20 protein-coding genes are annotated in these 25,003 nt (G+C 71.8%); 10 read left to right on the plus strand and 10 right to left on the minus strand.

Annotated elements, in window-relative coordinates; genetic code table 11:
* Positions 1–224: 224 nt before the first annotated feature.
* Complete coding sequence (locus ODJ79_RS00100) at positions 225–3,191, minus strand: hypothetical protein (RefSeq protein ID WP_263021177.1); 2,967 nt, start codon at positions 3,189–3,191, stop codon at positions 225–227.
* A 38-nt stretch (positions 3,192–3,229) separates the two neighbouring features.
* Positions 3,230–4,006 carry a deoxyribonuclease IV gene (locus tag ODJ79_RS00105; protein WP_263021178.1) on the minus strand — a complete coding sequence of 259 codons (777 nt, stop codon included), beginning with the start codon at positions 4,004–4,006 and terminating at the stop codon, positions 3,230–3,232.
* 106 nt (positions 4,007–4,112) lie between these two features.
* On the opposite strand from ODJ79_RS00105, the gene ODJ79_RS00110 reads away from it, so the two are divergent.
* The 5 genes from ODJ79_RS00110 (at position 4,113) to rplI (ending at position 7,053) form a co-directional block, all read left to right on the plus strand.
* A complete protein-coding gene (locus ODJ79_RS00110) occupies positions 4,113–5,084 on the plus strand; it encodes a hypothetical protein (protein WP_263021179.1) in 972 nt (323 codons plus the stop codon).
* A gap of 321 nt (positions 5,085–5,405) precedes the next feature.
* On the plus strand, positions 5,406–5,696 hold the full coding sequence (rpsF, locus tag ODJ79_RS00115; protein ID WP_014448192.1) for a 30S ribosomal protein S6: 291 nt from the start codon (positions 5,406–5,408) through the stop codon (positions 5,694–5,696).
* A gap of 66 nt (positions 5,697–5,762) precedes the next feature.
* Positions 5,763–6,311 carry a single-stranded DNA-binding protein gene (locus ODJ79_RS00120; RefSeq protein WP_263021180.1) on the plus strand — a complete coding sequence of 183 codons (549 nt, stop codon included), beginning with the start codon at positions 5,763–5,765 and terminating at the stop codon, positions 6,309–6,311.
* A 38-nt stretch (positions 6,312–6,349) separates the two neighbouring features.
* Positions 6,350–6,589, plus strand: coding sequence for a 30S ribosomal protein S18 (gene rpsR / locus ODJ79_RS00125; RefSeq protein WP_007073789.1), 240 nt, complete (start codon positions 6,350–6,352; stop codon positions 6,587–6,589).
* 14 nt (positions 6,590–6,603) lie between these two features.
* On the plus strand, positions 6,604–7,053 hold the full coding sequence (rplI, locus tag ODJ79_RS00130) for a 50S ribosomal protein L9 (protein ID WP_263021181.1): 450 nt from the start codon (positions 6,604–6,606) through the stop codon (positions 7,051–7,053).
* Positions 7,054–7,144: 91 nt separating this feature from the next.
* Here the strand turns inward: rplI and ODJ79_RS00135 are convergent, their stop codons facing one another.
* A complete protein-coding gene (locus ODJ79_RS00135; RefSeq protein WP_263021182.1) occupies positions 7,145–10,741 on the minus strand; it encodes a hypothetical protein in 3,597 nt (1,198 codons plus the stop codon).
* Positions 10,742–11,231: 490 nt separating this feature from the next.
* Between ODJ79_RS00135 and dnaB the strand changes: the two genes are divergently transcribed.
* Entirely contained in the window at positions 11,232–12,662 is a 1,431-nt protein-coding gene (dnaB, locus tag ODJ79_RS00140) for a replicative DNA helicase (RefSeq protein WP_263021183.1), read from the plus strand.
* Between the two features lie 443 nt (positions 12,663–13,105).
* On the opposite strand, the gene ODJ79_RS00145 is transcribed toward dnaB, so the two are convergent.
* The 3 genes from ODJ79_RS00145 to ODJ79_RS00155 all read right to left on the minus strand — a co-directional run bounded on the left by ODJ79_RS00145 (position 13,106) and on the right by ODJ79_RS00155 (position 17,485).
* Positions 13,106–13,543, minus strand: a complete 438-nt coding sequence (locus ODJ79_RS00145) for a zf-TFIIB domain-containing protein (protein WP_263021184.1) — start codon at positions 13,541–13,543, stop codon at positions 13,106–13,108.
* A 41-nt stretch (positions 13,544–13,584) separates the two neighbouring features.
* Complete coding sequence (locus tag ODJ79_RS00150; RefSeq protein WP_263021185.1) at positions 13,585–14,820, minus strand: glycosyltransferase 87 family protein; 1,236 nt, start codon at positions 14,818–14,820, stop codon at positions 13,585–13,587.
* Positions 14,821–14,947: 127 nt separating this feature from the next.
* Positions 14,948–17,485: a bifunctional diguanylate cyclase/phosphodiesterase gene (locus ODJ79_RS00155; protein WP_263021186.1), complete on the minus strand. Its 2,538-nt coding sequence runs from the start codon at positions 17,483–17,485 to the stop codon at positions 14,948–14,950.
* Positions 17,486–17,977: 492 nt separating this feature from the next.
* Here ODJ79_RS00155 and moaC point away from each other — a divergent pair, with 492 nt between their 5' ends.
* The 4 genes from moaC to ODJ79_RS00175 all read left to right on the plus strand — a co-directional run bounded on the left by moaC (position 17,978) and on the right by ODJ79_RS00175 (position 20,911).
* Positions 17,978–18,469, plus strand: coding sequence for a cyclic pyranopterin monophosphate synthase MoaC (gene moaC / locus ODJ79_RS00160; RefSeq protein ID WP_263021187.1), 492 nt, complete (start codon positions 17,978–17,980; stop codon positions 18,467–18,469).
* Complete coding sequence (locus tag ODJ79_RS00165) at positions 18,466–18,972, plus strand: molybdenum cofactor biosynthesis protein B (protein WP_263021188.1); 507 nt, start codon at positions 18,466–18,468, stop codon at positions 18,970–18,972. The genes moaC and ODJ79_RS00165 overlap by 4 nt, the downstream gene beginning before the upstream one ends.
* Positions 18,973–19,092: 120 nt before the next feature.
* The gene (locus ODJ79_RS00170) at positions 19,093–20,319 is read left to right on the plus strand and encodes a molybdopterin molybdotransferase MoeA (RefSeq protein WP_263021189.1); all 1,227 of its coding nucleotides are present in this window, start codon (positions 19,093–19,095) and stop codon (positions 20,317–20,319) included.
* Between the two features lie 163 nt (positions 20,320–20,482).
* A complete protein-coding gene (locus tag ODJ79_RS00175) occupies positions 20,483–20,911 on the plus strand; it encodes a molybdenum cofactor biosynthesis protein MoaE (protein ID WP_263021190.1) in 429 nt (142 codons plus the stop codon).
* 55 nt (positions 20,912–20,966) lie between these two features.
* On the opposite strand, the gene ODJ79_RS00180 is transcribed toward ODJ79_RS00175, so the two are convergent.
* From ODJ79_RS00180 to ODJ79_RS00195, 4 genes are all read right to left on the minus strand, one after another.
* On the minus strand, positions 20,967–22,151 hold the full coding sequence (locus ODJ79_RS00180) for a glycosyltransferase 87 family protein (protein ID WP_263021191.1): 1,185 nt from the start codon (positions 22,149–22,151) through the stop codon (positions 20,967–20,969).
* Between the two features lie 149 nt (positions 22,152–22,300).
* Positions 22,301–22,813 (minus strand): DoxX family protein, encoded by a 513-nt coding sequence (locus tag ODJ79_RS00185; RefSeq protein WP_263021192.1) that lies wholly within the window; start codon positions 22,811–22,813, stop codon positions 22,301–22,303.
* Between the two features lie 28 nt (positions 22,814–22,841).
* The gene (locus tag ODJ79_RS00190) at positions 22,842–24,047 is read right to left on the minus strand and encodes an ATP-binding protein (protein ID WP_263021193.1); all 1,206 of its coding nucleotides are present in this window, start codon (positions 24,045–24,047) and stop codon (positions 22,842–22,844) included.
* A gap of 100 nt (positions 24,048–24,147) precedes the next feature.
* Positions 24,148–24,780 (minus strand): hypothetical protein, encoded by a 633-nt coding sequence (locus tag ODJ79_RS00195; protein ID WP_263021194.1) that lies wholly within the window; start codon positions 24,778–24,780, stop codon positions 24,148–24,150.
* Positions 24,781–25,003 lie beyond the last annotated feature (223 nt).

Below are 25,003 nucleotides of genomic sequence, written 5' to 3' on the forward strand. Positions count from 1 at the left end.
GTGACCGCTGCGACGGGGGCTGCGGTGACCGCGGTGACGGTGACAGCGGCCCCTGCGGTGACGGTGACAGCGGGACCTGCGGTGCCGGTGACAGCGGCGCCTGCGGTGACGGTGACAGCGACGCCTGCGGCGACGGGGTGACAGCGGCGCCTGGGCGACGGGTGTGGGGTCGACCCGCGGTCCGGGACGAAGGTCGTGGGTGGGTGACGGTCAGTTGATGGCGGCTAGACCGCGCCGGGCGGGCCACCGGGTGGGAGGTTGCCGGGTTGGTTGCCCTGGATCGGGAACAGGCCACCCGGCGGGGTGGTCGTGCCCACGCCCGGTTGGGTCGTCGTTCCCACGCCCGGTTGGGTGGTGGTGCCTATGCCGGGCTGGGTGGTCGTGCCGGGCAGTACGCCGGGGCCCTCACCGGGCTGGGTGCCCGTGCCCGGCTGGACTCCGGTGCCGGGCTGGGTGCCGGTGCCAGGTTGGGTGGTTGTCGGCGGCTGGTTGAGGCGGAACAGGACGGCGTCGTCGAGGTCTTCGCGACTGATGCCGAGCGCGTCGACCGGGACGTCGCCGGAGCGTTCCCAAGGGGTGCCGGCCACGTATTTCCGGAGCAGGACGACCGTATTGATCCCCTGGGACTTGAGGTATTGGATGCTGGCGGCGTCGGGGAAGGTGACGACGTTCTTGCGCATCTCGGCCTGGTGAGCGCTCGCCGGACCGCCCGAGCCGTTGGCGATCTGCTGGAAGCGGGTCGTCGACCAGAACATGATCATCTGGTCGGTGAGCTCGGCGGTCGGCAGCACCAGCATCGGGCCGGTCACCGTCCGCATGGCGGCCGGCTGGGCCGGGACCACCGGGTGCGCCGTCGACGGCCAGCCCTCGAGGAGCACCAGGGCGAGCGGGATCAGTGTCGCCAGCCGTAGCCACGGGCTGGGCCACGGCGGGACGCGCTGCTCGGCCCAGTTCTCGGCCCGCCGGACGAACTCGGCCACCGCGCCGGCCGCGAGGATTGCCAGCAACAGGGTCGTCCAGACCATCAGGCGCCCGGGGATGCGGACACCGACCGAGGCCGGCAGGTGACCGAAGAGTGGCAGGTAGGTCCAACGACCGTCGAAGAAGTTCGTCCCCAGGGTCAGGATGGTCGTGACGGCCAGGCCGGCCAGCAGCAGCAGGCGCTGCCACAGTGTCCAGATGGAGAAGGCCAGACCGGCCAGCGCCAGGGCGTACAGCACGAAGCCCGGCAGCAGCGACATCTCGGCCGGCCAGCTCAGCGACGAGCGGGGCACCTGGTGCGCACCGCCCCACAGCCGTGACTCGGCCGGGCCGATCAGCAGGCTGCGCAACGGCGGCGAGAAGAACTTGATCTCGGCGGTGGCGGTGCTGGTGTCGCCGCCGCGAAAGTACGGAATGGCGGTCAAGGCGGCCACACATGCCACGACCAGCGGACCGATCGTGTCGGCGGCCAGCAGTCGCCAGCCGAGCACCGGCCGCTCGAAGGGCCGGCGCAGCCATCGGATCGGCACCCGGATCAGCAGCACGAGCAGGATGAGCGCGAGCACGCCGAGGAACGGCAGGCCCAGCGAGAACCCGAGGCTGATCTGCCAGGCTGCGACCAGCCAGCCGGCCGCGGCCCAGGCGACGCTGCGGTGGGTACGCCGGTAGCCGCGCCGCATCGACCAGCCGTGCCCGCGGGCGAGCATGGCCAGCGCGAGCGGGATGCCGCCGGCCGAGATGATGTCGAGGTGGCCCTCCTGGGCGAGGCGCCACGGCGCGTACGCGAAGGCGACCGCGGCCACGGCGGCGCCGGTGCGGCCCGCGCCGAGCTGGCGGACCAGGGCGTAGGCGCCGATCAGCAGCAGCGCGTGGGCCAGCACGAACAGAATGTTGTAGCGCAGCGCGGCGGCGAGCGGACCGTGGCCGAGCATGCCGGCCGGGGCATAGCCGAGCAGACTGTCGCCGAACGCGAAGCTGTTCGGTTGGGGGAAGAACGCGTTCGCCTGCCACAGCTTGACCGGGTCGGTGAGCAGGATGTGCCCGCTCCAGGCGACCTGCCACGCCTGGCGGGCCGGGTCGCCGAGGTCCTGCGGCAGGGTGTGCAGCGGGTACTGCAGGGTCGGCCAGGTCATCGCCACGGCGAGGGCGACCGCGATGTAGGTGACCACGGCGTACTCGTGGATCAGGGCGCGGCCGACGGCCCGGATGGCCCGGCGGATGCGGCCCGGCTGGCGGTCCTTGGTGGTCGCGAAGGCCGTCCAAGGGTCGGGCGGAGCGTTGGCGGGACGCTCGCTCGGCAACGGCTCCTTGAGGCGGACGCTCGGCGTGGCCTCCGAGGAATCGGCGGGCGTATCGAGCGCACCTGGCGCGGAAACGGATGTATCGGGCGGGCGGGGCACGGCGACGCCGACGCCGACGAGCTCGCGGGCGGGAACGGCGGACCGTCGTCGACCGGTGACGCGAAGGAATCGCCGCCAGCCCGAGTCGGCGGGAGCGGCCCCGGCCTCATCCTCCAGCGCGACCGTCAGGCGCGCGGCCCGGGCCGCCTCACTCATCGGCGGCGCCGCAGCCGGCTGGGCGGATGCGCCTGCCGGATCGGGGGCGGCACCGGCGGGGCTCGGGGATGCCTCAGCAGGGGTGGCGGAGGGCTTGGTGGATGTGTCGGCCGGGGTGGCGGAGGGCTCGGCGGTGGACTTGGTGGATGTGTCGGCTGGGGTGGCGGACGGCCCGGCGGTCGGATTGGCGGGCGGGTCGGCCAGGGTGGCGGACGGGCCGGCGGCGGGTTTCGCGAGCTTGTCAGCAGGGGTGGAGGCCGTGGCGGGGGGATTCGCGGGTGCGCCGGCCGGAGGGCGAGGTGCCTCGGCCGGTGTGGGTGGCGCGCCGGGCGCTTTGGGCGGCGCGGCGGCCGCTCCGGGCGGTGGAGCAGCCGAACCGGGGCGCGTGGCGGCGGGTGCCGGCTCGCCGGGGCGCTGGGTGGGAACCGGCGCGGCAGCCGGGCGGCGAGGTGTGGGCTCGCCGGTGGCCGGAACCGGCGCGGCGGCCGGGCGGGGCGGTGTGGGCTTGCTGGGCGTGGGAGTCGGCGCGGGAGAGGGTTGGGGCTTGCCGGGGCGTTGGGCGGGAACCGGCGCGGCGGGGCGCAAGGTCTCGGCCGCCGGGGCGCGGGGCGGCGGCGTGGTGGCCGGCTGCTCCTGCGGCTGGTCGGTGGTCATGGTCCTCTCCCCAATACCGGCTGGCTCGGCCCGAGCCGTCAGCGGCCCGCCCGCTCACGCAGGAGTGCGATGTCGGCGGTCTGGCCCTCGACGCCGCCGGGCGTCTCGACGACGGCCGGAGCGCCGGCCGCCCGGATCGCGGCCACTACCAACTCCGGGTCGATCTTGCCATTTCCCAGATTGTCGTGCCTGTCCTGACCCGAGTCGAAACCACCCTTCGAGTCGTTGGCGTGGATCAGGTCGATCCGGCCGGTGATCGCCTTGACCCGGTCGACGATGCCGACCAGGTCTTCGCCGCCCGCGAAAGCGTGACACGTGTCGAGGCAGAAGCCGGCGCCGAAGCCGCCCACGGCGTCCCACAGCCGGGCCAGATCGTCGAAGCGCCGGGCGCAGGCGTTGTCGCCCCCGGCGGTGTTCTCGATCAGGATCGGCAGCGGCAGACCGCCGTCGGACTCGGCGTACTCGAACGCCTTGCGCCAATTCTCGAAGCCGGCCGCCAGGTCGGCGTCCTTGCCCACGTGGCCGCCGTGCACGATCAGGCCTTTCGCGCCCAACTCGGCCGCGGCCCGGGCGTGCGCCATCAGAAGCTTGCGGCTGGGGATGCGGATGCGGTTGTTCGGCGAGGCGACATTCACGATGTACGGCGCGTGGATGTAGATATCCACCTCGGACTCGCGCAGGGCGGCAGCATCTTCTCGCGGTTTGGGCGATTTGTAACCCTGCGGATCGGTCAGGAAGAACTGCACGGCCTCGGCCCCGCGCGCACGTGCCGCGTCCAGGGGGTCGGCGGGATCGACATGAGCTCCGATGCGCATGGGAAGAGCCTACGACGGGGGTCTGACGCTTTCCCCGCGCGTCACCGTGCCCCGGCGGACCTCGTTAGCTCAGATCGAGACTCGTTCACGGACTGGGAGATGGTGGATGTCGCGGCGGTTCCGCTACCGGATCACGGCGTACGTGTTCGGCGGCCTGGTATTCGGCGCACCGATGCTCGCTACCGGCGTGGCGAGTGCCGAACAGACGAGCCCGTCGCGAGACGCCGCCCGGCAGGCGACCTTCTCCGGCGGTGCGCCGGGACCTTCCTGCCGCTCGCGGCCGGACATCGAGCGCATGACCGTGCCCGCCGGCAGCCCGGTGTGGCTGATCAACAAGACCGGGCACAGCGCGCAGCTACGGGTCGGTGGCGCGCGCAAGGGAGTCGTGCCGGACGACTCGGCGACCGAGGTGGTCTTCCGCCGGGGCACGACCTCGGTGCTGCTCAAGCCGACCTGCACCCTCGACGACGAGGCGACGCCGGTGCTGATCACGGCGACCCCGTCGGCGTCTGCTCCGGCTCAGCTGCCCGACTCGACGCCGGTGCCCTCCGCAGGCGGTTCGAGCGCGTCCGTGATAGCCGTCACGAGCTCGCCACCCGGTTCCGCGTCGGGCGGCACCCGGACGCATTCGGCGTCGAGGGTGGCGCGGCACCGGCGGCCGGCATCGACGAGCCGGCCGAGGGTGCACGCGCCGGGGACGTTGCGCGGTTCGGCCGTGACCCAGGTGGCGTCCGCCGGCCCGGGCATGCCGCGCGATGGCGGCGTCGGCCAGGTTCGGGTCAGCGCATCCGGTACGCCCGGCGACCAGGTCCGGGTGGTCGCCGGTGTGCCGTCCGGCGAGCGTAAGGAGCTGGCCCCCGGCGTACGCAAGCTGGGTTTGAACTCGGCCATGCGCAAACCCGCGCCCGCGGCACCGGCGCCGGCAACCGCCGAGGTCGCGGAGCAGGTGGCTGCGGTGGCGTCGATCCCGGAGCGAGGGCCGGTCGGGCCGTTGGCGCTGACGGCGGTGGTCTTCGTGATGGGGGTAGGCGCGGCGGCAATTCGGGCGATCGTGTCGCAGCGTGCAAATCGGGCATAAGTGGCGTAAGCTAGTTGTCAACAAGCTCCGCGGGGCGGCCGCGTCCAACCTCATCGGTGTGGTCGTTCCTCCCCAGGTCCCACCCAGCGAAAGCGGAACGGACGCCCCGCGGCTCCCGAACGAAAGAGGACCTCGTCCACCGACGGGGTCCTCTTTCGTGTACTCGCCCGGATTTGGGCAGGTCGAGACCCGTGGGTATGCTTGCTCGGTTCGCAGTGTGACCGCCGTGGGCATCCACCCACGGTTTTTCTCTGCGATCGACACAAGACCTCCTGCCACGGAGAGACCGTGGCCGTTCAGCCCACAGGAGGTGAGAACGTCTTGCGTCATTACGAACTCATGGTGATCCTCGATCCGTCGCTCGAGGAGCGCACCGTCGCCCCGTCGCTCGACCAGTACCTGAACGTGATCAGGACCGCGGGTGGCTCGGTGGAGAAGCTCGATGTGTGGGGCCGTCGCCGGCTCTCGTTCGAGATCAACAAGAAGGCCGAGGGCATCTACGCCGTCGTCGACCTTCAGGCGACCCCCGAGGCCGTCGCCGAGTTGGACCGTCAGCTGCGGCTCAACGAGTCCATCCTGCGTACCAAGGTCATCCGGCCCGAGACCCGCTGATCCCTCGTTTTTGTCAGGGGGTTCTGCGACCCTCCAACGAACGAGAACAGCGGCGAGGAGTAGATCATGGCAGGAGAAACCGTTATCACGGTCGTCGGTAACCTCACCGACGATCCCGAGCTGCGCTTCACCCCGTCGGGTGCGGCGGTTGCCAAGTTCCGCATCGCGTCCACGCCGCGCACTCTGGACCGGCAGTCGGGCGAGTGGAAAGACGGCGAGCCACTGTTCCTTGCGTGCAACATCTGGCGTGACGCCGCCGAGCACGTCGCCGAGTCGCTGCAGCGCGGCGCTCGGGTGATCGTGCAGGGTCGGCTGCGCCAGCGGTCCTACGAGACCCGCGAGGGAGAGAAGCGCACCGTCTACGAGCTCGAGGTCGACGAGATCGGCCCGTCGCTGCGGTACGCAACGGCGAAGGTGCAGCGGATGAGCCGCTCCGGCGGTGGTGCCGGCGGTGGCGGCTTCGGCGCCTCCAACGGCGGTGGTAGCGGCAGTCGGCAGCCCAGCGGTGGCGGCGGAGGCAACTTCGACGACCCGTGGGCGACGGCGGCTCCGGCCCAGGGCGGCCGCTCCGGCGGCGGCACCGGCTCCTCGTTCGACGACGAGCCTCCCTTCTAGCCCTGTCGGGCTGTCAAAAGAGTTCAGGAGTAAGAGCAATGGCTAAGGCTGCGGCACTTCGCAAGCCGAAGAAGAAGGTGAACCCGCTCGACAAGGACGGGATCACCTACATCGACTACAAGGACACCGCCCTGCTGCGGAAGTTCATCTCCGACCGCGGCAAGATCCGCGCTCGCCGGGTGACCGGGGTGACCTCTCAGCAGCAGCGGCAGATCGCCCGCGCGGTCAAGAACGCCCGCGAGATGGCGCTCCTGCCGTACACGGCGACGGCGCGCTGAGGGGGATCCGCGACATGAAGATCATCCTCACTCAGGAGGTGTCGGGTCTCGGCACCCCCGGCGACATCGTCGAGGTCAAGGACGGCTACGGCCGTAACTACCTGCTGCCGCAGGGCTTCGCGATCCAGTGGAGCAAGGGCGCCGAGAAGCAGGTCGTCGTCATCAAGCGGGCCCGCGAGGCTCGCGAGATCCGCGACCTGGGCCAGGCCAACGAGGTCAAGGCGCAGCTGGCCGGCCTCAAGGTCACGCTGTCGGCGCGTTCCGGCAACGGCGGCCGCCTGTTCGGCTCGATCACGCCGGCCGAGGTCGTCGACGCGGTCAAGGCCGCCGGCGGTCCGTCGCTCGACCGTCGCCGGCTCGAGCTGCCGGGCCACATCAAGACCACGGGCGCGTACAACGTCCAGGTCAAGCTGCACCCCGAGGTGACCGCGACGTTCCCGGTGAACGTGGTAGCCGCCAAGTAGTTTCGGTTCAGAGTCGAGGCCCCGTGTTCGCGCTTTCCGCGGACACGGGGCCTCTTCGCTTTTGGGGGCCTTCCGAAGCGAGCTGGTCGGCTCAGCTGAGGCTGTTGCCGGTGATCGCGGAACTGATCACAGTGGCCAGTCCGCCGCCGACCACCGCGGCGGCGAGGCCGACGCTGATCGCCTTCCAGGAGCTGCTGAACTTGCGCAGGCCCAGGGCGACCACGACGCTCAGCACCAGCGAGATCAGGAACTGCGGGGCCGCCTTGGCGAGGGTGCCGAGGGCGTGCGTCTGCGAGCCGGTGTCGACCACCAGCATGTAAACGACGAACAGGACGAGCGGAACTCCGTACCAGATGACGGTGTAACCGATCGCGGCGAGTGGGCCGCCCGAGTCCTGATCACCCTCCTCGTCGTCCGGATCGAGCAGGTCGCTCCTCCGGCTCATGGGGAAGCCGCCGGTGACCGGGCGACGCTCGTAGGAACCGGTCTGACTCTGCTGGAACCCGTTGCCGGCGCGCTGCGGGCGCACCATCGGATCGCGGAAATCTCGCTGCTCGCGCGGCACCGGCGAGATCAGCGAGGTGGAGGTCATCGATAGGTTCGAGGATCGCGGGACCGCTGCGGCCCCGCCGGACCGAAAGGGCACGTAATCCGAGGTGCCGTAGCGCCGGGACTCACCCTCGGCGAGATTACCGCCATCCGGCGAGAGGTCTCGGCGCCAGTCGTCGCCGCCGCCCTCCCGGTAGGGGGCCGAGCCGCGGCCGCTTTCGGCCGGCTCGGCGAACTCACGACGCCAGTCGTCGGCGGCCGGACGGCGGCCGGGCTCGGCGAAATCGGCACGCCAGTCGTCGGCCGCGGGACGCCGGCCGGCGTCACCGAGGTCTTGGCGCCAGTCGTCGGCGACGGGTCGCTGGCCGGGCGACTCGGCGAGGTCGCGGCGCCAGTCGTCGGCAGGCCGCTGGGCCGGGCCGGCGCTTGACCACGACGGGGTCTCGGCGGCGGTGCCCAGGGCGCGGCTCTGCCATGACGGGCCGGCATCGGGGGTACGGCGCCAAGCCTCCGGGCTCAGCGGCTCGTCGTAGCCGGCGGAGCGGCGACCGCCGCCGGTGGGTGGCTCGTCGTCGTCATCGCGGCGACGGCCGCCGGATCGGTAGTCGGCGGAGCCGCCGTAGGTCGAGCCGCCCGCCGGGGCATCGCCGTAGGGCAGACCGCTGCGCGGAGCGTTGCCCGGTCCGTCGTCGCGGCCGCTGGGCAGTTCCCGGCGCGCGCTGCCGTAGACCGGGCCACTGCTCGCTGGACTGCCGTAGGTGCGGCCACCGCCGTAGGACGGGCCGCTGGCCGGGGCGGTGCCGAAGCCGGTGTCGTCCGGGCGGCGGCCGCTCGGAAGCTCCCGGCGCGGGCTGCCGTACGAGGGGCCGCTGGCCGGGGCGGTGCCGAAGCCGGTGTCGTCCGGGCGGCGGCCACTGGGCAGCTCGCGACGCGGTGTGCCGTACGGGGCACTGCTGCCGGCCGCGCTCGGGTAGGTCGGCTCGTCGTCGGGCGGGGCGCCGTACGGCGTGGCGCTGCGGGGAGCGCTCGACGGCATGCCGCTGCGGGGCGCGGCGGGCATCGCGCTGCGCGGGGAACTGGCCGCGCCGGGGTCGTCGCGCCGGGTACGCCAGTCGTCGGCGGGTGGTTCTGGCTTGGCCGGGGCGGCGGGCAACTCACGGCGCACGGGCTTGCCGTCGCTCATTGCCTCGCGGCGCGCCGCCTCTTCCCGCCAGGCGAGCACGCGCGGGTCGTCCTCGGAGCGGCTCCACTGGCCGGTGTCGGGGTCACGGACCCAGCTGCTGGTGTCGGGCTCGGCGACCCAGGAGCCGGTCTGCTCGCGCCAGTCGTCGCTGTGCGTCTCGTTGTACCGAGCCTTGCCGCCGCGCGCGGGCGGGGCCGGCCGCTGCTCCGCGCGGGACGGACGGCCGCCGGGCATGCCGCGGGCGCCGCCGTCGGCGGGCTGGCGGCCGGGCTCCTCGTCGGCGAGGTTCCGGCGGCGACCGCCGGCGGGCGGCTGGTCGGCCGGATAGGCCGGGGCGGCGCGGCGGCCGAAGCCGGTGGTGGGGGCGGCGGAGGGTGGTTCGGCCAGGCCGGTGCCGCGGCCGAAGCTGCTGGTCGGGGCGGCGGGCGGGGGCTCGATGGGTGCTGATCCGCGACCGAAGCCGCCGGTGGGCTGCGGGTCGCCCGGGTAGCCGGCCGCTCCCCGGCCGTAACTGCTGGTCGGGGACGTGGACGGTGGCTCGGCGGTGCCGCGGCCGACACCGGAGCCGGAGGGGGTGTCACCGGCGTAGCCGCGCGGGATCTCGACCGGCGGGGCGTCGTCGGCGTAGCGGCCCCGGCGTGGGCCGGGCGCGGGCTCGCCCGCGTGGCTGCCACCGGGGCGGGTGTCGTAGCCGAGCGGCATCGGGACCGAGGCGGCGCCGCCGGCCGGGCGGGCGGTCGGCGCCGTTCCGGGGTCCGCGTGCCGGCTGCGCCGGGTGGGCTCGCCGTAGGGGGACTTGCGGGCCGGATCGTCGTAGGCGGACCGCCGCGCCGGGTCGTCATAACCGGACCGGCCGGCCGGGTCGTCATAACCGGACCGGCGGGCCGGGTCGTCATAACCGGACCGGCGGACCGGGTCGTCATAACCGGACCGGCGCGTCGGGTCGTCGTAGGGGGCGCCGGCGCCCTCGTAGGAGCCGCCCGAGAGCGCACGGCGGCCGGTGTGGGACTCCGGGCGGGTCGTGGGGTCGGCGGCGGCCCAGCTTGGCGTGCTCGGCGTGGCTGGGTCGGGGTAGAGCTGGATGTTGCCCGTGTCGGTGTGCCCGGCCCAGTTGTCGGAGTCGGAACCGGCGTCCCAACCCGTACCGCCCTCGGGAGCCCGGCGGCGGCCGATCGGAGGCGACTCGGCACCCAGTTCGGCGCCGCGGCGCCAAGCGGCGCGGTCGTCCTCGCGTACGAGATGACGGCCGTCGTCGCGCGGGGTCTGCCAGCTCGGCGTCTCGGCCGGGTCGTCCATGCGCAGCCAGCTGGACATCGAGTTGGGGTCTTTGGTGGAGCTGGCGGCGCCCGAATCGTTCCAGGTCGCGGTGCCGTCGATGGCGTCGCGCTGCCAGGACGGCCGATCGGCCGAACCGCGCGACTGATCGGACGAACCGCCACCGACCAACTGCTGCCAGGACGGGGAACTTTCCGCCGGAGTACGCGGCGCGGGCTGCTGCCAGCTGGGCGTGGACTGCTGTGGCTGCTCCCACGGGCGCGCCTGGCTGGTGAACTGCTGCCACGCCGGGCGCGTCTCCTCGGCGGGCGGGTCGGCGGACCACGCGGTGCTGGAGATCGCCGGCTGCGAGGTGGGCGTCTCGGCGGGCGGGTTGTGCCCGTCGGCGCCGCCGGTCTGCCAGGCCTCGGTGGTGGAGCGCCAGCCGTGCGAGCCGGTGGTGGAGCGCCACTCGGTGGTCTGCCGCCAGCGGGCGCCGGTGGCCCGCCACTCGGCCGTCTCGGTGCGCCAGCCCATGCCGTCGGCCGGGAACGTGGTGCGGCCGGTCGAGGCCACGTCGGACCAGCGGTTGGTCGGCTCGATCGCCTGCCCGTCGGGCTCGGGCTGCTGCGCCCATGCGTCGGCGCGGCGCTGCCAGGCGAGCGCCTCGGGGCTGGGCTCCATGCTGCCCGTGTCGGTCAACGACTGCCATTTCGGCTCGGGCTCGGCGAAATCGGTACGCTCCGGACTCTGGGAAGGCCACGGTTGCGCAGCGCGACGATCGCGCGGCATGCGGGCACCGTAGTCCCATTCCCGTTGGTCCACCCAGAAAGCGTGACGTGCAAGCGTCCGAACCGCAACGCCTCCGGGCGATGGCTTGCTCACGCGCGGCAGCTTTTTCTCCCCCACAAGCTGTTGACGACGTATTTCCTGCTGAATATGGGCCAGGACATGGCACCCGGAAAAGTTGTGCACAAGCTGTACACAGGGCCGCCCACAGGCTGGGGCCGGATGTCCACAGGTTGTCCCAAGACTCGTCCACCGGCGCGCTTGGGCAGGTGACGGCGTCTTCGTAGAGTGATGCAGCCGCGCTGCGTCATTCTTTGTTGATCGCCGGTGGGGTTCAGCCGAAAGTGTCATACCCGGGCTGTTGGATCACGGGAGAACGGCACAGCGAACGAGGGAGGTCCGGGTGTCGATCACCGACGACGCGCGGCCGGAGTCGCGGCCACCAGCCCAGTCATCCGCCGGTGGGCCGCCGCGCGGGGGCGGCGACGGGCCGGCGGCCGGCGGCTTTGACCGGTCCCCGCCGCAGGACGTGGCGGCCGAGCAGGGCGTGCTCGGCGGCATGCTGCTCTCCAAGGACGCGATCGCCGACGTGGTCGAGATCCTCAAGGTGCAGGACTTCTACCGTCCGGTGCACGCCACGATCTTCGACGTCGTGCTCGACCTGTACGGGCGGGGCGAGCCCGCCGATGCGCTGACCGTGGCCGCGGCCCTTTCCGACGCCGGTGACCTGCAGCGGATCGGTGGAGTGCCTTATCTACACACGCTGATCGAGAGCGTGCCCACCGCGGCCAACGCCTCCTATTACGCGCGCATTGTGTCCGAGCGCGCGATCCTGCGCCGCCTCGTCGAGGCCGGTACGAAGATCGTGCAGCTGGGCTACGGCACCGGCGGCAACGGCGGGCGGGACGTCGACGACATCGTCGACCTCGCCCAGCAGGCCATCTACGACGTCACCGAGAAGCGGGTCAGCGAGGATTTCGCGGCCCTCGGCGACATGCTGCAGCCCACCCTCGACGAGATCGAGGCGGTCGGCGCGCAGGGCGGCGTGATGACCGGCGTGCCGACCGGGTTCTCCGATCTGGACCGCCTGCTCAACGGCCTGCACCCCGGTCAGCTCATCATCGTGGCCGGTCGGCCCGGTCTCGGTAAGTCGACCGTGAGCATGGACTTTGCCCGTAACGCCGCGATTCGGAGCAATTGCGCCAGCGCTATCTTCTCGCTCGAAATGAGCAAGATCGAGATGGTGATGCGGCTTCTGTCCGCCGAGGCCCGGGTGCCGTTGCACGTGCTGCGCTCCGGCCAGCTCACCGACGACGACTGGAGCAAGCTGGCCCGCCGGATGGGCGAGATCAGCGAAGCACCGATCTTCGTCGACGACACGCCGAGCATGAACCTGATGGAGATCCGGGCAAAGGCGCGGCGCCTCAAACAACGGCACGACCTCAAGCTGCTGGTGGTCGACTACCTCCAGCTGATGACCTCGCCGAAGCGCACCGAGAGCCGGCAGCAGGAGGTCGCCGACCTGTCTCGTGGCCTGAAGCTGCTGGCCAAGGAGATCGAGTGTCCCGTGATCGCGGTGTCGCAGCTGAACCGTGGTCCCGAGCAGCGTACGGATAAGCGGCCGCAATTGTCCGATCTGCGGGAGTCAGGCTCCATTGAGCAGGATGCGGACGTGGTGATCCTGCTGCATCGTGACGACTACTACGACAAGGAGTCGCCGCGGGCGGGCGAGGCGGACTTCATCGTCGCCAAGCACCGAAACGGGCCCACCGACACGGTGACCGTGGCGGCGCAGCTGCATTTGTCCCGCTTCGTCGACATGGCGATCGTCTAACCAGGACCGACCGTCGACTGGTCGTGATCGGCGGGCCGCTCGTCGGGGGTGGATCGGCCGCCTGCGAACGCTGTGGTCGCTCGGCTGCGCGACTGCTGCGCGGCGGGTGCGCGGCTGCGCTGTGGTTGCTCGGCTGCGCGGCGGGTGCGCGGCTGCGCGGCGGGTGCGCGGCTGCGCTGTGGTTGCTTGGCTGCGCGACTGCTGTGCGGCGGCTGCGCGGCTGCGCTGTGATCGTTCGTCTGCGCGGCGGCTTGCGCGGCTGCCTGGCTGCGCGACGGCGTGCTGGCTGCGCGCGCTGCGCGCGCTGCTGCGCGGCGGGTTGTGCGGTTGTGCGACGGCTTGCGCGGCTGTGCACGGCTGTCTGGCTGCGCGGCGGCCGCCCGCCACCGACGACGGTTCCGGTGGGGCGCCGCATGTCGGTTGGCGGGCGGGTCGCTCGTCGGTCAGTCGAAGAGGTCGTGCAGGAAGCTCTTACGCCGTCGGTAGTGGCCGTGGTAGCCACCCTGCTGGCGGTAGTGGCCGTGGTGCCGGTAGTGGCCGTGGTGACCGTAACCGGGCGCCGGATAGCCGTGGGCGGCCGGCGCGCCATAAGCCGGCGGCGGGGCCGCATAGCCGCCGCCGTGGGTCGGTGAGGCCGCATAACCGCCGCCGTGGGCCGGCGGGGGCGGGGGCGGCGGGGCGTAGGCGCCCGGGGGCGGCGTCGGAGCCCCGGAAGGGGGCGTGGCCTGCCGACTGTTCCAGGTCGACTCGGCCTCGAAAAGTTTCTCCAGTTCGCCGCGATCGAGGAAGATGCCGCGGCACTCGGTGCACTGATCCACCGTGACGCCGCTGCGCTCGTAGACCCTCATCTCGCCGTGACACTTCGGACAGGTCATCTGCATCTCACTGACGGTACAAGCCGACGGCACGCATTCGGGGCTGGTCAGGCTGTGTGCTTGCTGAGTGCTCGATGAGAAACATCGGACGTGAGGGCGGGCGCCCAGACCAGAAAGGCGATCGGATAGAGCAGGTAACCGAAGCGGGTCGTGGGGAGCAGCAGGATCGCCGCGAGCATGCCCCAGCCGATGATCAGGGCGGCGGTCGTCGCCGTTCGCGGTGGGCGGCGCAGCAGCCGTATGCCGATCACCACGGCGACCGTGGCCAGCAGGGCGATGGTGATGAATCGGCCGCCCGGCAGGTGCCGCGCGATCAGGTAGCCGGGAAACGGCGACTGTGCCGGGCTGGTGACCACCCCGTGACCGAGCGGGAAGCGGAGCACGTTCTCGACGACCGCCGCGGCGTCGATCAGCAGCGGCGGAATCAACACCAGGATCGGTAGTCCGACGGCACCGGGCAGGAACGACCGCCCGCGGCGGGACGCCACCGCGTACGCGGCGAGCACCACGACGACCGGGAAGGCGAACAGCTTGCAGGCGGCGGCCGCGCCGACCGCGACGCCCGCCCAGCCCCACCGGCCGGTCGCCGCGAGCGCCAGGGCGAGCAGGCAGAGCGTGAGCACCGGCAGGTCGTCGCCGCCGGTGGCCAGCGTGAGTGCGCAGATCGGCAGCACCGCGACGGATTGGATCGCCCGTACCCGAAGCGGGCCGGCCGGCAGCAGCCGGACGGCGATGACGAGGGCGGCCACCGACACCACGGCGAACCACACCCGCGCGTCCGTCCACCAGTGGTCGCCGAAGATCGCTCGGGGCAGGCCGAAGACCGCCATCCCGGGTTGGTACGGGCTGTAGCCCATCAGCCGCTCGTCCGCGGGCAGCGCCGCGATTGCCTCCCGGGACAGGTAGGGCGTGCCGTGGTGCAGCAGCCGCGCGCCCATCTGCTCGACGACCAGCACCTCCTCCTGTGCCCGGTCGATGCGCCCACCGGCCCGCTGCACCGCCTCGATCAGCAGCGGCAGCAACGCCGCGAACGCCCCGGTGGCCCAGGCGAGCGCGGCGCGCCCGGCGGTCGAGCGGGTCGCCAACTGGACGACGACGACCACCGCCGCCGCGGCGTAGGCCCAGACCGCGACCGCGCCCCACGCCCGGTGCGGCAACAGCGTCGAGGTGAGCGCCGTGAGCAGCGCGAAGGCGGCGGACAACGCGTACAGGAAAAGGTCGGTGGTCAGTCCGTCGCCCGCCCGATCGATGCGCTGGAGCAGGTGGACGGCGCGTCTATTCACGCGGGCCAGTGTGTCAGAGCAGATCGGCCGCGGTGCGCGTCAGGATCGCTCAGGCCGGCTGGTGCGGCGACCCGGCGCGGCAGCCGGACCAGGGCGCCACCGTCGTGCAGCTGCGCGTCAGGATCGCTCAGGCCGGCTGGTGCGGCGACGCGGCGCGGCCCGAGCCCGGCGGGCGTCGGCGCGGCAGCCGGACCACGGCGCCGCCGTCGTGCAGCGGGGTGGCCAGCGTGCCCGGGCGACCGCCCGAACCCCGCTGCAGCGTGCCCATCAGCCGGGCCGCCGGCATCGGCCGGGCGAACAGGTGGCCCTGACCGGCGACACAGCCCAGCTCCCACAGGGCATGCCGCTGCGGCTCGCTCTCCACGCCCTCGGCCACCACCGTGAGGTGCAGGCTGCGGGCCAGGTCGACGGTCGAGCGGATCACCGCGGCGGCCTCCGAGGAGGTCTCCACTGCGGTGACGAACTCGCGGTCGATCTTCAGCTGGTTGACCGGGAGGTGCGACAGCACCGAGAGCGGCGAGACGCCGGTGCCGAAGTCGTCGAGCGCCAGGCCGACCCCGGCCTCGCGCAGTTCGGCGAGCGCCCGGCCGACGGTGTCGAGCTGGCTGATCGTGAGCGTCTCGGCGAGCTCCAGGACGAGCCGGTCGGACGGCACGCCGTGCCGGGACAACTGGGCCAGCACGGTGGCCGGGAAGCGCGGGTCGAGCAGGCTGCGCGGCGACACATTCACCGCGACCGGCAGGTCGAAGCCGGCCTCGCGCCACGCCACCGAGGCGGCCAGCGCCTGGTCGAGCACCGCCTCGGCGAAGGCGGGCAGCTGACCGGAGCGCTCCACGGTCTCGAGGAACTGCATAGGAGTGAGGTAGCCGTGCTCGGGGTGCTGCCAGCGGGCCAGGGCCTCGGTCGAGATGATCTCGCCGCTGCCCAGGTCGACGATCGGCTGGAAGTCGACCACGAACTCCTGCTCGGCGATCGCGCGCTGCAGCTCGCCACCGAGCATCAGGCGGCTGACGTCGGCGGTGTCCTGCGAGTGCGCGTACGTCGCGGTGCGCTGGCCGGCGCGCTTCGCCTGGTACATCGCCACGTCGGCGCGCCGCATCAGCTCGTTGATGCCGCCGCTGCCGAGGGCCAGGGCGATGCCGCCGGCCGCCTCGACGGTGATCTGCATGCCCTCGACCTCGAGGGTCGCCTCGAGCGCGCTGAGCATCTGCTCGGCCCGGTGCGTGGCCAGGGCCGGGGTGACCAGGTTGAGCAGCAGCACCGCGAACTCGTCGCCGCCGAGCCGGGCGACCAGGTCGCCGGGGGCCGCCGCGTCGTCGAGCCGGCGGGCCACCTCGCGCAGCACCGCGTCGCCGGCGCCGTGGCCGAGGGTGTCGTTGACCTCTTTGAAGTGGTTGAGGTCGATCAGCAGCAGGGCGACCACGCCGTCGTCGGTGCGGCCCGCGAAGTATTCCTCGGCCCGCTCGTACAGCTCGCGGCGGTTGGCCAGGCCGGTCAGCGGGTCGTGCGCCGCGTCGAACGCGTTCTGCTCGTTGAGGCGCTGCAGCTCGGCGTACGCGGCGGCGTTGCGGATCGCGGTGCACAGCGCGGACGCGAACGTCTTGAGCTTGTACCGCTCGAACTCGGTCAGCTTGATCTTGCCGTGGAAGTCGAGGATCAGCGCGCCGGCCTGATAGCTGCGGTCGCGCGTCTCGAGGTCGGTGGTGATCGACGAGTCGCCGCCGAACTTCCGCGGCCCGGGGCCGTCGTAGTTCACGCCGTCGGCGTCGGCGCGGACCACTCGGTCGACGCCGCTCGCGGTTAGGTCGATCTCGACCACGTCGGCCGAGAAGAGCCGCTTGCCTTGCGCCGCGGCGACATGGAGCACCTGATTGAGGTCTACGGAGCTGAGCTCGTCGGTGGTGTCAGCGAGTTGCCGCCAGGCATCGCGCTCCTGCTTGGTGCGCTGCCGACGCGAATCCCACAGGTGCAGGCAGGCCACCACCATGGGCACGAAGGCGAGCAGCAGAAGGCTGCCACCGTGAACCAGCACCTCGATGACGTAGACGGCGGTCACGAGCCTGGGCAGGTGGGTGGACGCGCGTTCGGCCAGTCCGTGCCGGAAGGACGCGAGAATCTTCGTCTGCAGGGCGACCGCGAAGACCGGATGGAACACGAGCTCATCAACGATCCAACTGACCAGGTAGGCCAGGACGATCGCGCCGACCGCCACCTGTGGATGGGTCGCGCTGGGCGTGTAGCCGAGGAGCGTGAGCGTGGTTCCGGCCGCGGTGACGACGAGAATCTCTTTGGCGATCGAGAAGACGCCTCGGAGGAACGGCTTGCTGTTGAACAGGCGAATCGACAGCTGGCCGGCGACCAGGCACAACACGACCCATGGGGTCGGCATTAAGACTAAGCCGATCATGGTCGGCACTTCGGTCCATGTCGAACTCTTGAGGTTCGAATAGATCCGAACACCGACCAGCACCCGGTAGGCAACCACCGCGAGTACGTATATCGCGAGCAGCAGCAGCGGATTGGGAAGGCTGGCGTGCGTGACCACCGTGTGCCAGATGCTGAGGCTGAGCGCACCGAGCGCCAAAACGACGACGAGACCGATGAGCAGCTTGAGCTGCCGATCGGTCACGTCGTCGTTAGAGCGTTGGTGTCGCAACGTAGTCATCCTGTCGCCGAGCGCAACGGTGCTATCCGGGCTCAAGCGTATTCGTGTGCGCTAGGAGCGCACCACCCGTCTCAGGACCAGTCGATTGTGCGCATTGCTCTTGTCTCCTCGCGGTGAAGAGCCCCCCAAGCGGGCCCCCAGATTGGATCTTCGGTACGTCGCGACGAGTGAGACGTTAAGAGCGATGCGTCATGATGGGAACCGATTTGTGTCGGTATGCGCAGAAAGCGATAATCGGGGAACGGGCCGTTACTGCCTGTTCCGAATGCAAAACTCTCCGCTACTTGAATTGACGTTTTGGTCGCAGTGTCCGAATAGCTGAGAGTGCAGTTCGACTAACGCTCTGGAATGACGGATCTGCCCGTTATCCGCAATCTCTGCAAGCTCCTGACCTGCGCATAGATCATGAATATTTGCCTACAGGAAATTGTGTATCTTGCGCTGCGATAGAGCTAACGCAGTGATCCACCGAACGTTCTATAAACTCCCGGTATGCCCGACCGATCCCCGCTTACTCACGTTGACGAGGCCGGCGCAGCGCGCATGGTCGACGTTTCGGCAAAAGACATCTCCGCCCGGCGAGCGACGGCCGCCGGCCGCGTCGTCACCACCCCGGAGGTCATCGCTCTGCTACGCGGAGATGGCCTGCCCAAGGGGGATGCGCTCGCCGTCGCCCGGCTCGCCGGGATCATGGGTGCGAAGCGAACTCCCGAATTGATTCCTCTCTGCCACCCGATCGGCCTGCATGGCGTCACGCTCGACCTCGACCTCACCGACAGTGCGGTTGAGATCACTGCGACCACCAAGACCGCCGACCGTACCGGTGTAGAGATGGAGGCGCTCACTGCCGTCGCGACCGCCGGCCTCGCCATGGTCGACATGATCAAGGCGGTGGATCCGGCGGCGAGCATCGAAAACGTGCGGGTCCTGCGCAAAGAAGGTGGAAAGACCGGCGATTGGGTACGCCCGGAGGACCGTCCATGAGGGCCCGAGTGATCGTCGCCAGTAACCGGGCGGCGAGCGGCGTCTACTCCGACACGAGCGGTCCGCGCCTGGTCGCGGGCCTGCGCGAGCTCGGCTGCGAGGTCGGCGACCCGATCGTGGTGCCGGACGGCGAGCCGGTCGCCGAGGCGCTCCGCGCGGCCGTCGCCGACGGAATCGATGTCGTCCTGACCAGCGGCGGAACGGGGGTGACCCCGACCGACCGGACCCCGGAGGCGACCCGTGGGGTGCTCGACTTCGAGGTTCCGGGCATCGCCGAGGCGATCCGTGCCTACAGTCGGGACAGGGTGCCCGCGGCCGCCCTCTCCCGGGGGCTCGCGGGAGTCGCCGGGCGTACGTTAATTGTGAATTTGCCGGGTTCGTCCGGTGGGGCCAAGGACGGCCTGGCGGTGCTGAAGCCCCTGCTCAGGCACACGGTCGACCAGATCAACGGCGGGGACCACCCGCGAGGCGACCAGCGGCGAGGACTGTACTCGGAGGATTAAACCTCAAGTCCTAGACGGATAGTGCAAAACTCGACAACGGCGATCTTCCATATAATGGGACGCTGCCTAGCCGGGCACCTACCGGCGACCACCCGGGGTGATCCCGGATAGGCTCGCACGGTGAGTGTTGACGCGACTCCGGTCGACTGGGAGCACGCCCGCGCCCTCGCGTACGAGGCGGGTCGGCAGGCTTCCGGGCCGGCCGAGCTGATCTCGCTGCCCGAGGCGGACGGCCGCACCCTCGCCGAGCCGTTGCGCGCGCTCACCGACCTCCCCGCGTTCGCCACGTCGAGCATCGACGGCTGGGCGGTGCGCGGCCCGCAGCCCTGGCGCGTCGTCGGCCGGGTGCTGGCCGGCGGCATCGCCCCCGCACTCGACGCGGACGGCGACTGCGTCGAGATCGCGACCGGCGCGATGGTGCCGGCCGGCGCGACCGCTCTGGTCCGGGTGGAAGACTCCGCCCGGGACGGCTCCGGCCCGGTCACCGGCGAGCCGCGGGCGCTGCCCGACTGGCGGCTGCCCGGCGAGGAGGCGCACAAGGACGAGGAGCTGCTGCCGGCCGGCACGGCCGTCGACCCGGCGGTGATCGGCGTCGCCGCCACCTGCGGGTACGAAGCGCTGAGTGTCCTGCCCCGGCCGCGCGCCGGGGTGCTGGTCTTCGGCGACGAGCTGCTCACCGCGGGCACGCCGGGCGCCGGCCGGGTGCGCGACTCGCTCGGCCCGCAGGTGCCGGGCTGGCTGCGCCGCTGCGGCGCCACCGTCGAGCCGCACGCGGTGGCCGGGCCGGTGCGCGACACCCTGGCGGCCCATCTCGACGCGGTACGCGGCGCCCTGGCCACCGCCGACCTGGTCTGCACCACCGGCGGCACCATGCACGGCCCGGTCGACCACCTGCATCCGACGCTGGCCGAGCTCGGCGCCGAGTACGTGGTGAACACCGTCGCCGTCCGCCCCGGCTTCCCGATGCTGCTCGCCCGCATCCCGGGCCCGGACGGCCGCCCACGCTTCCTGGCCGGCCTGCCCGGTAACCCGCAGTCCGCCGTGATCGCCCTGATCACCCTGGTCGCTCCGCTGCTCGCCGGCCTCCAGGGCCGCCCGGCGCCGGCCCTGACCCGGGTCGAGGCGTCCGCCGCCGTGCCGGGTCGCGGCGGGTTCACGCATCTGGCCCTGGCCCGCCTCGACCGCGACGGACGAACCGCCACGCCGGTCGGCCACGTCGGCTCGGCGATGCTGCGCGGTTTGTCCAACGCGCACGGCTTCGTAGTGGTTCGTCCGGGCACCGAGGCCGCGGCCGGTGACCTCGTTCCGTTCCTGCCGCTGCCGCTGCTGGCCGGGGAGAGGCCATGACGCGCGATCCCGCCACTGTCGGCCGGGGAGAGACCATGACGCACGGGCCCGCCACTGTCGGCCGGGGAGAGGCCATGACGCACGGGCCCGCCACTGCCAGCGGGGAAGAGGCCATGACCGGTGACCTCGCGCCGTTTCTGCCGCTGCTAGCCGGGGAGACGCCATGACCGGCGCAATCGTTGCCATCGCCCAGGTGCTGGACGTGCCGCTCGAACTGGCGGCGCACGAGAAGGCGGTCACCGAGGCCCGCGCCGGAGCGGTCGTCTCCTTCCAGGGCGTCGTGCGCGATCACGACGCGGGTCGGGGCGTGACGCTGCTCGAGTACGAGGGGCACCCGACCGCCGAGGCGATCCTGCGGGAGGTCGCCGCCGAGATCGCCGCCGACCCGGAGGTGTACGCGGTGGCCGTGTCGCACCGGATCGGCCGGCTCGCGATCGGCGACGTGGCGCTGATCGCGTCGGTGAGCACGGCGCATCGGGCGGCGGCCTTCGCGGCCTGCGCCCGGTTGGTCGACGAGGTGAAGGCTCGCCTGCCCATCTGGAAGCGGCAGGTCTTCACCGACGGCACCGACGAGTGGGTCAACTGCCCCTAGCCCGGGTCCGCGGCCGCGCGGTCCGACGGCACCGATGAGCGGTTCCTAGCCCGGGTCAGCGGCCTCGCGGGCCCGGGATGGCCGGCACCCGGCGCACCTCCTGTGGCACCCGACGAGCCGGCACCGCCGACGCCGCTCCCGGCCGCCACGGCAGAGCGTTGAGCAGCAGAATCACGGCGAACGCATAGCCGTTCCACCCGCTCGTCCACCGTGGATCGACGACCAGCAGCAGGTAGACCGATCCCGCCCAGACGGCGAACCCGATGCCCGGGAACCGGCGCGCGCGCCGGGTCGTGGCGATGACCCTCCGCCGGGCCGCGGCGTCCACCAGGACCAGCACCGCCGGCAGGAGCCAGATCATCTCGTGGATCCGGGTCACCGGCCCCACCACCGCCGCGGAGAGCCCCACCAGGGTGAACGCCGTTACCTCGTCGCCATCGGCATGAGCCGACCGCGCCCGGATCAGCCCGACCGCCGCCAGCAGCCCCGCGAACGAGAGCCAGATCAGCACCGGCGTGCTCGCCGAGTGGTAGAGCCGGGCCAGCACCCCGGCCAGCGACTGGTTGAGCGGGTCGGCCAACGGCGCCGACCGCCGCAGGAACGGGCCCGGCGCGATCAGCGCCGCCCCGCCGAGCAGCGCGACCGCCGTGCCGAGGGCGGTCAGCGCCGCCCGCCACTGCCGGGTCACCGCGAAGTAGGCGACGAACAGGCCGGGGCCGAGGGTCAGTGCGGTGGCGATCCCGGTGCCCAGGCCGGCCCAGGCTCCGGTGTGCCAACCGCGGCGCAGCAGGGCCGGCAGCCGGCCGCCGGGCGCGCGGGAGGCGCGTGGGCCGGGCCACCACACGGCCCGGCTGCGCGCCCAGGCCGATCGCCGCAGCGCCACCACGTCGGCGATCACCAGGCCGAACAGCAGCAGATCCAGGCAGCCGAGGCCGAGCGTTGCGCGCACCGGCGCGACCGGCAGGGCCAGGCCGATCGCGGCGAGCACGGCCCAGAAGCGGGACTTGCCGTAACGACGGGCGACCGGGCCGGCCAGGACGATCATGGCGAGGCCCAGTGCGACCACGCCGACCAGCGCGAGTAGCAGACCGGCGAACGGGACCGGGAGCGCGGACAGGGGAGACAGCAGCAGCGCGGCGAGGCCGGAGGCATGCCGGTTGGCGGCGACCGACTTCATCCCGTACGCCTGCTGCAAGTCGATGATGGCCAAGCCGGCGGCGATGCCGCCCAGAATGACCACGACGGACCTTGTGTGCTTCGCCGGCATGGCGCGACCCCCGTCGCTCTCGAAGACGCAGACCAGCCCGCGCGGCCCTCGATCGCTTTAACGCTGGGATCGCTACAAGGTCACCGGCGAAGCCGAGATGACCGTGCCGTTCTGTTGGCAGATCACCCGGGGAGCTTGCGGGCCATCGTGGCCGACATCGCGGCGATCTTGGCATCCCGCTTGGCGGCCTTCGCGGCGCGCTTCACGGCTCGCTGCGAGCGGTCGACCGCGTGCGTCGTGCGGTAGTGCAGGCTGGGCCGGCCCTCGGTGTCGGCCGCGGCGAGCAGCAGGCCGCCGAGCAGGCCGAGGTTCTTGAGCAGCGAGGTCGGCATGTCGCCCCGGTCGGTGGCCGCGACCGGCAGCAGGCCGACGGCGAGCACCGCGGCGGCCGGCCGGGTGAGATGCCCGGTGGCGAGCGCGAGACCGGCCACCACGTCGGTCGCCGCCTTGGCCCGCACGATCGTCCGCGGATCGGTCGGGATGCGGGGGTCCGCCTTCTCCAGCATCGGGCCCACCTTGTCGAGCACCCGGCGCGCCGTCTCGACCTTGGCCTCGGGGTTGATGAGATGACGGACGCCGTCGACCACGAAGATCGAGGCGAGCATGGCACGGGCCGCGGTGCGTACGGGTCTCATGAAAATGGTTATACCCGGCGGGCGGCCCTCATACCGGCTGGGTACGCAGGTATCGGCCGAAGTGCGGCACCGTGAACGCGACCGTGCCGCGCTCGCCCGAGTAGATCAAACCCTTCTTGATCAGGGCATCCCGGGCCGGGGAGAGGCTGGCGGGCTTGCGCCCGAGCGCCGTCGCGATTTCCGCGGTGGGCACCGCGGCGTCCATGTCGTTGTCGGGATCGCCGGAGAGCGTGGCCATCGCCCGCATGTACTCGCGCTCGGCCGGGGTGGCCCGCTCGAAGCGCGAGCCGAAGAAGCCGACCGCGAGCTCGGCCTCGGCCTCGGGGGCGGCGACCCGCACGTCGGCATCGGTGACCGGGGACTGCGGGGCGTGGTCCCAGGTCGCCTTCCCGTACGCCTGGACGAAGTACGGATATCCGCCGGACTTCTCGTAGAGCAGGTCGAGCGCCTTCGCCTCGTACTCCACGTCCTCGCGGGCGGCCGGCGCGCTGAGCGCAAGATCGGCGGACACCCGGTCGAGGCGGTCGATGCGCTGGTAGCGGAAGAGTCGCTCGGAGTACGACTTCGCCGCCGACAGCACGGCCGGCAGGTGTGGCAGCCCGGCGCCCACCACGATCAGCGGGGCGCCGAGCTGGGAGAGCTCATGGCAGGCGGCGCAGAGCGCGGAGACGTCGGCCGGCCCGAGATCCTGCATCTCGTCGATGAACAGGGCGATGCCGGTGCCGACGTCGGTGGCCACCGAGGCCGCGTCGGTGAACAGCTCGACCAGGTCGATCTCGATGTCGCCGGAGTCGGCGCGGCCGCGGGCGGGCGGCACGTCGATGCCGGGGGACCAGCGATCGCGGATCTTGCCGTTCGGGTCGTTGACCCGCAGCGCGAACGCCTTGAGCACGCTCAGCACCTCGTCGACCCGGTCGGGGTCGCGGTGGTGCGGTGCCAGCTCGCGGATGGCCATGTGCAGGGCGGCCGAGACCGGGCGGCGCAGCGACTGGTCGGGACGGGCCTCGATCTTGCCGGTGCCCCAGAGCCGGCCGATCGCCGCCGAGCGCAGCGTGTTGAGCAGCACCGTCTTGCCGACGCCGCGCAGGCCGGTCAGGACCAGGCTGCGCTCGGGCCGGCCGCGCGCGACCCGCTCGAGCACCACGTCGAAGGCGTCGAGCTCACGGCCTCGCCCGGCGAGCTCGGGCGGGCGCTGCCCGGCGCCGGGAGCGTAGGGATTCCGCACCGGATCCACGCATTGCACCGTATCGGGTCATCTAGCGAAATAGCTAGAGTCCGCTAGTAAAACCTCGCGAGCGTCATCTACCGGAATCTAGCGTTTGAGCTAGAACGAGCTAGAGCGTCTTATGCTCTTTGAGGCAGAGCACGAAGTCCAGGTCGTCGAGCGGGCTGTCGTAGAAGTACCACTTCGTGTAGCCCGGCACCTTCGAGCACTTGGACTCGGCGTCCTTCTCCCCCGTGGTCTTGCCGTCGACCCGCTTGAGCACCTCGTACGTCCCCGTGGTGCAGGCGGTCGCGCGCATCTCCGGCCGATCGTCGGTGCCCTCGTTCACCACGCAGTCGCCCTGTTTCACGTTGAAGCGGGCGTCCTCGCTGCCCAGCGGCGCCGGGCCGGGGTTGGTGGCGGCATCCGACGGGCTCGGCGCGGCGGCCGGCTTGTCGGCACGCTCCTTGAGCAGCCAGCCGGTGGTGCCGAGGCCGATGACGATCAGCACGCCGAGGGTGACCACCAGCGCGATGATCGGCGTGTTCCGGCTCGGCGGCGGCGAGGGCGGCTGCTGCTGGCCCCACATCGACTCGGAGGGGTACGAGATCGATTGCTGGGGAACGGACGTCTGGCCACCCCACGACGGATCCGGCGGCACGGCCGCGCCCTGGTCGCTCCAGGGGTCGGCGGGCTCGCCATACGGCTCGTCGGAGCCCCCGTGCGACCATGGCGGGCCGGAGTGCGGGCCGTTCTGCGACATGGGGGGTTCCTCCGGGTGCGGTCAAACGCTGCCTGCCACCGTAGCGTGCGGGGGTGATACAAACCGGTACGGAATCGCCGCAGGTGTCGGCAACACGACGCCCGCCGGGTGGCTCCGGCGGCTACGGTCCACGGTCGTGTCGCCCCTCCTCGTGATCTTCGCAGCCGGGTTCGGCGCGTCGTCGGGCGCGTTCCTGCCCCGGGTCGCTCACCGCCTCGCCGTC

It is taken from the genome of Actinoplanes sp. KI2, from assembly GCF_025630775.1.
Lineage (GTDB): Bacteria > Actinomycetota > Actinomycetes > Mycobacteriales > Micromonosporaceae > Actinoplanes.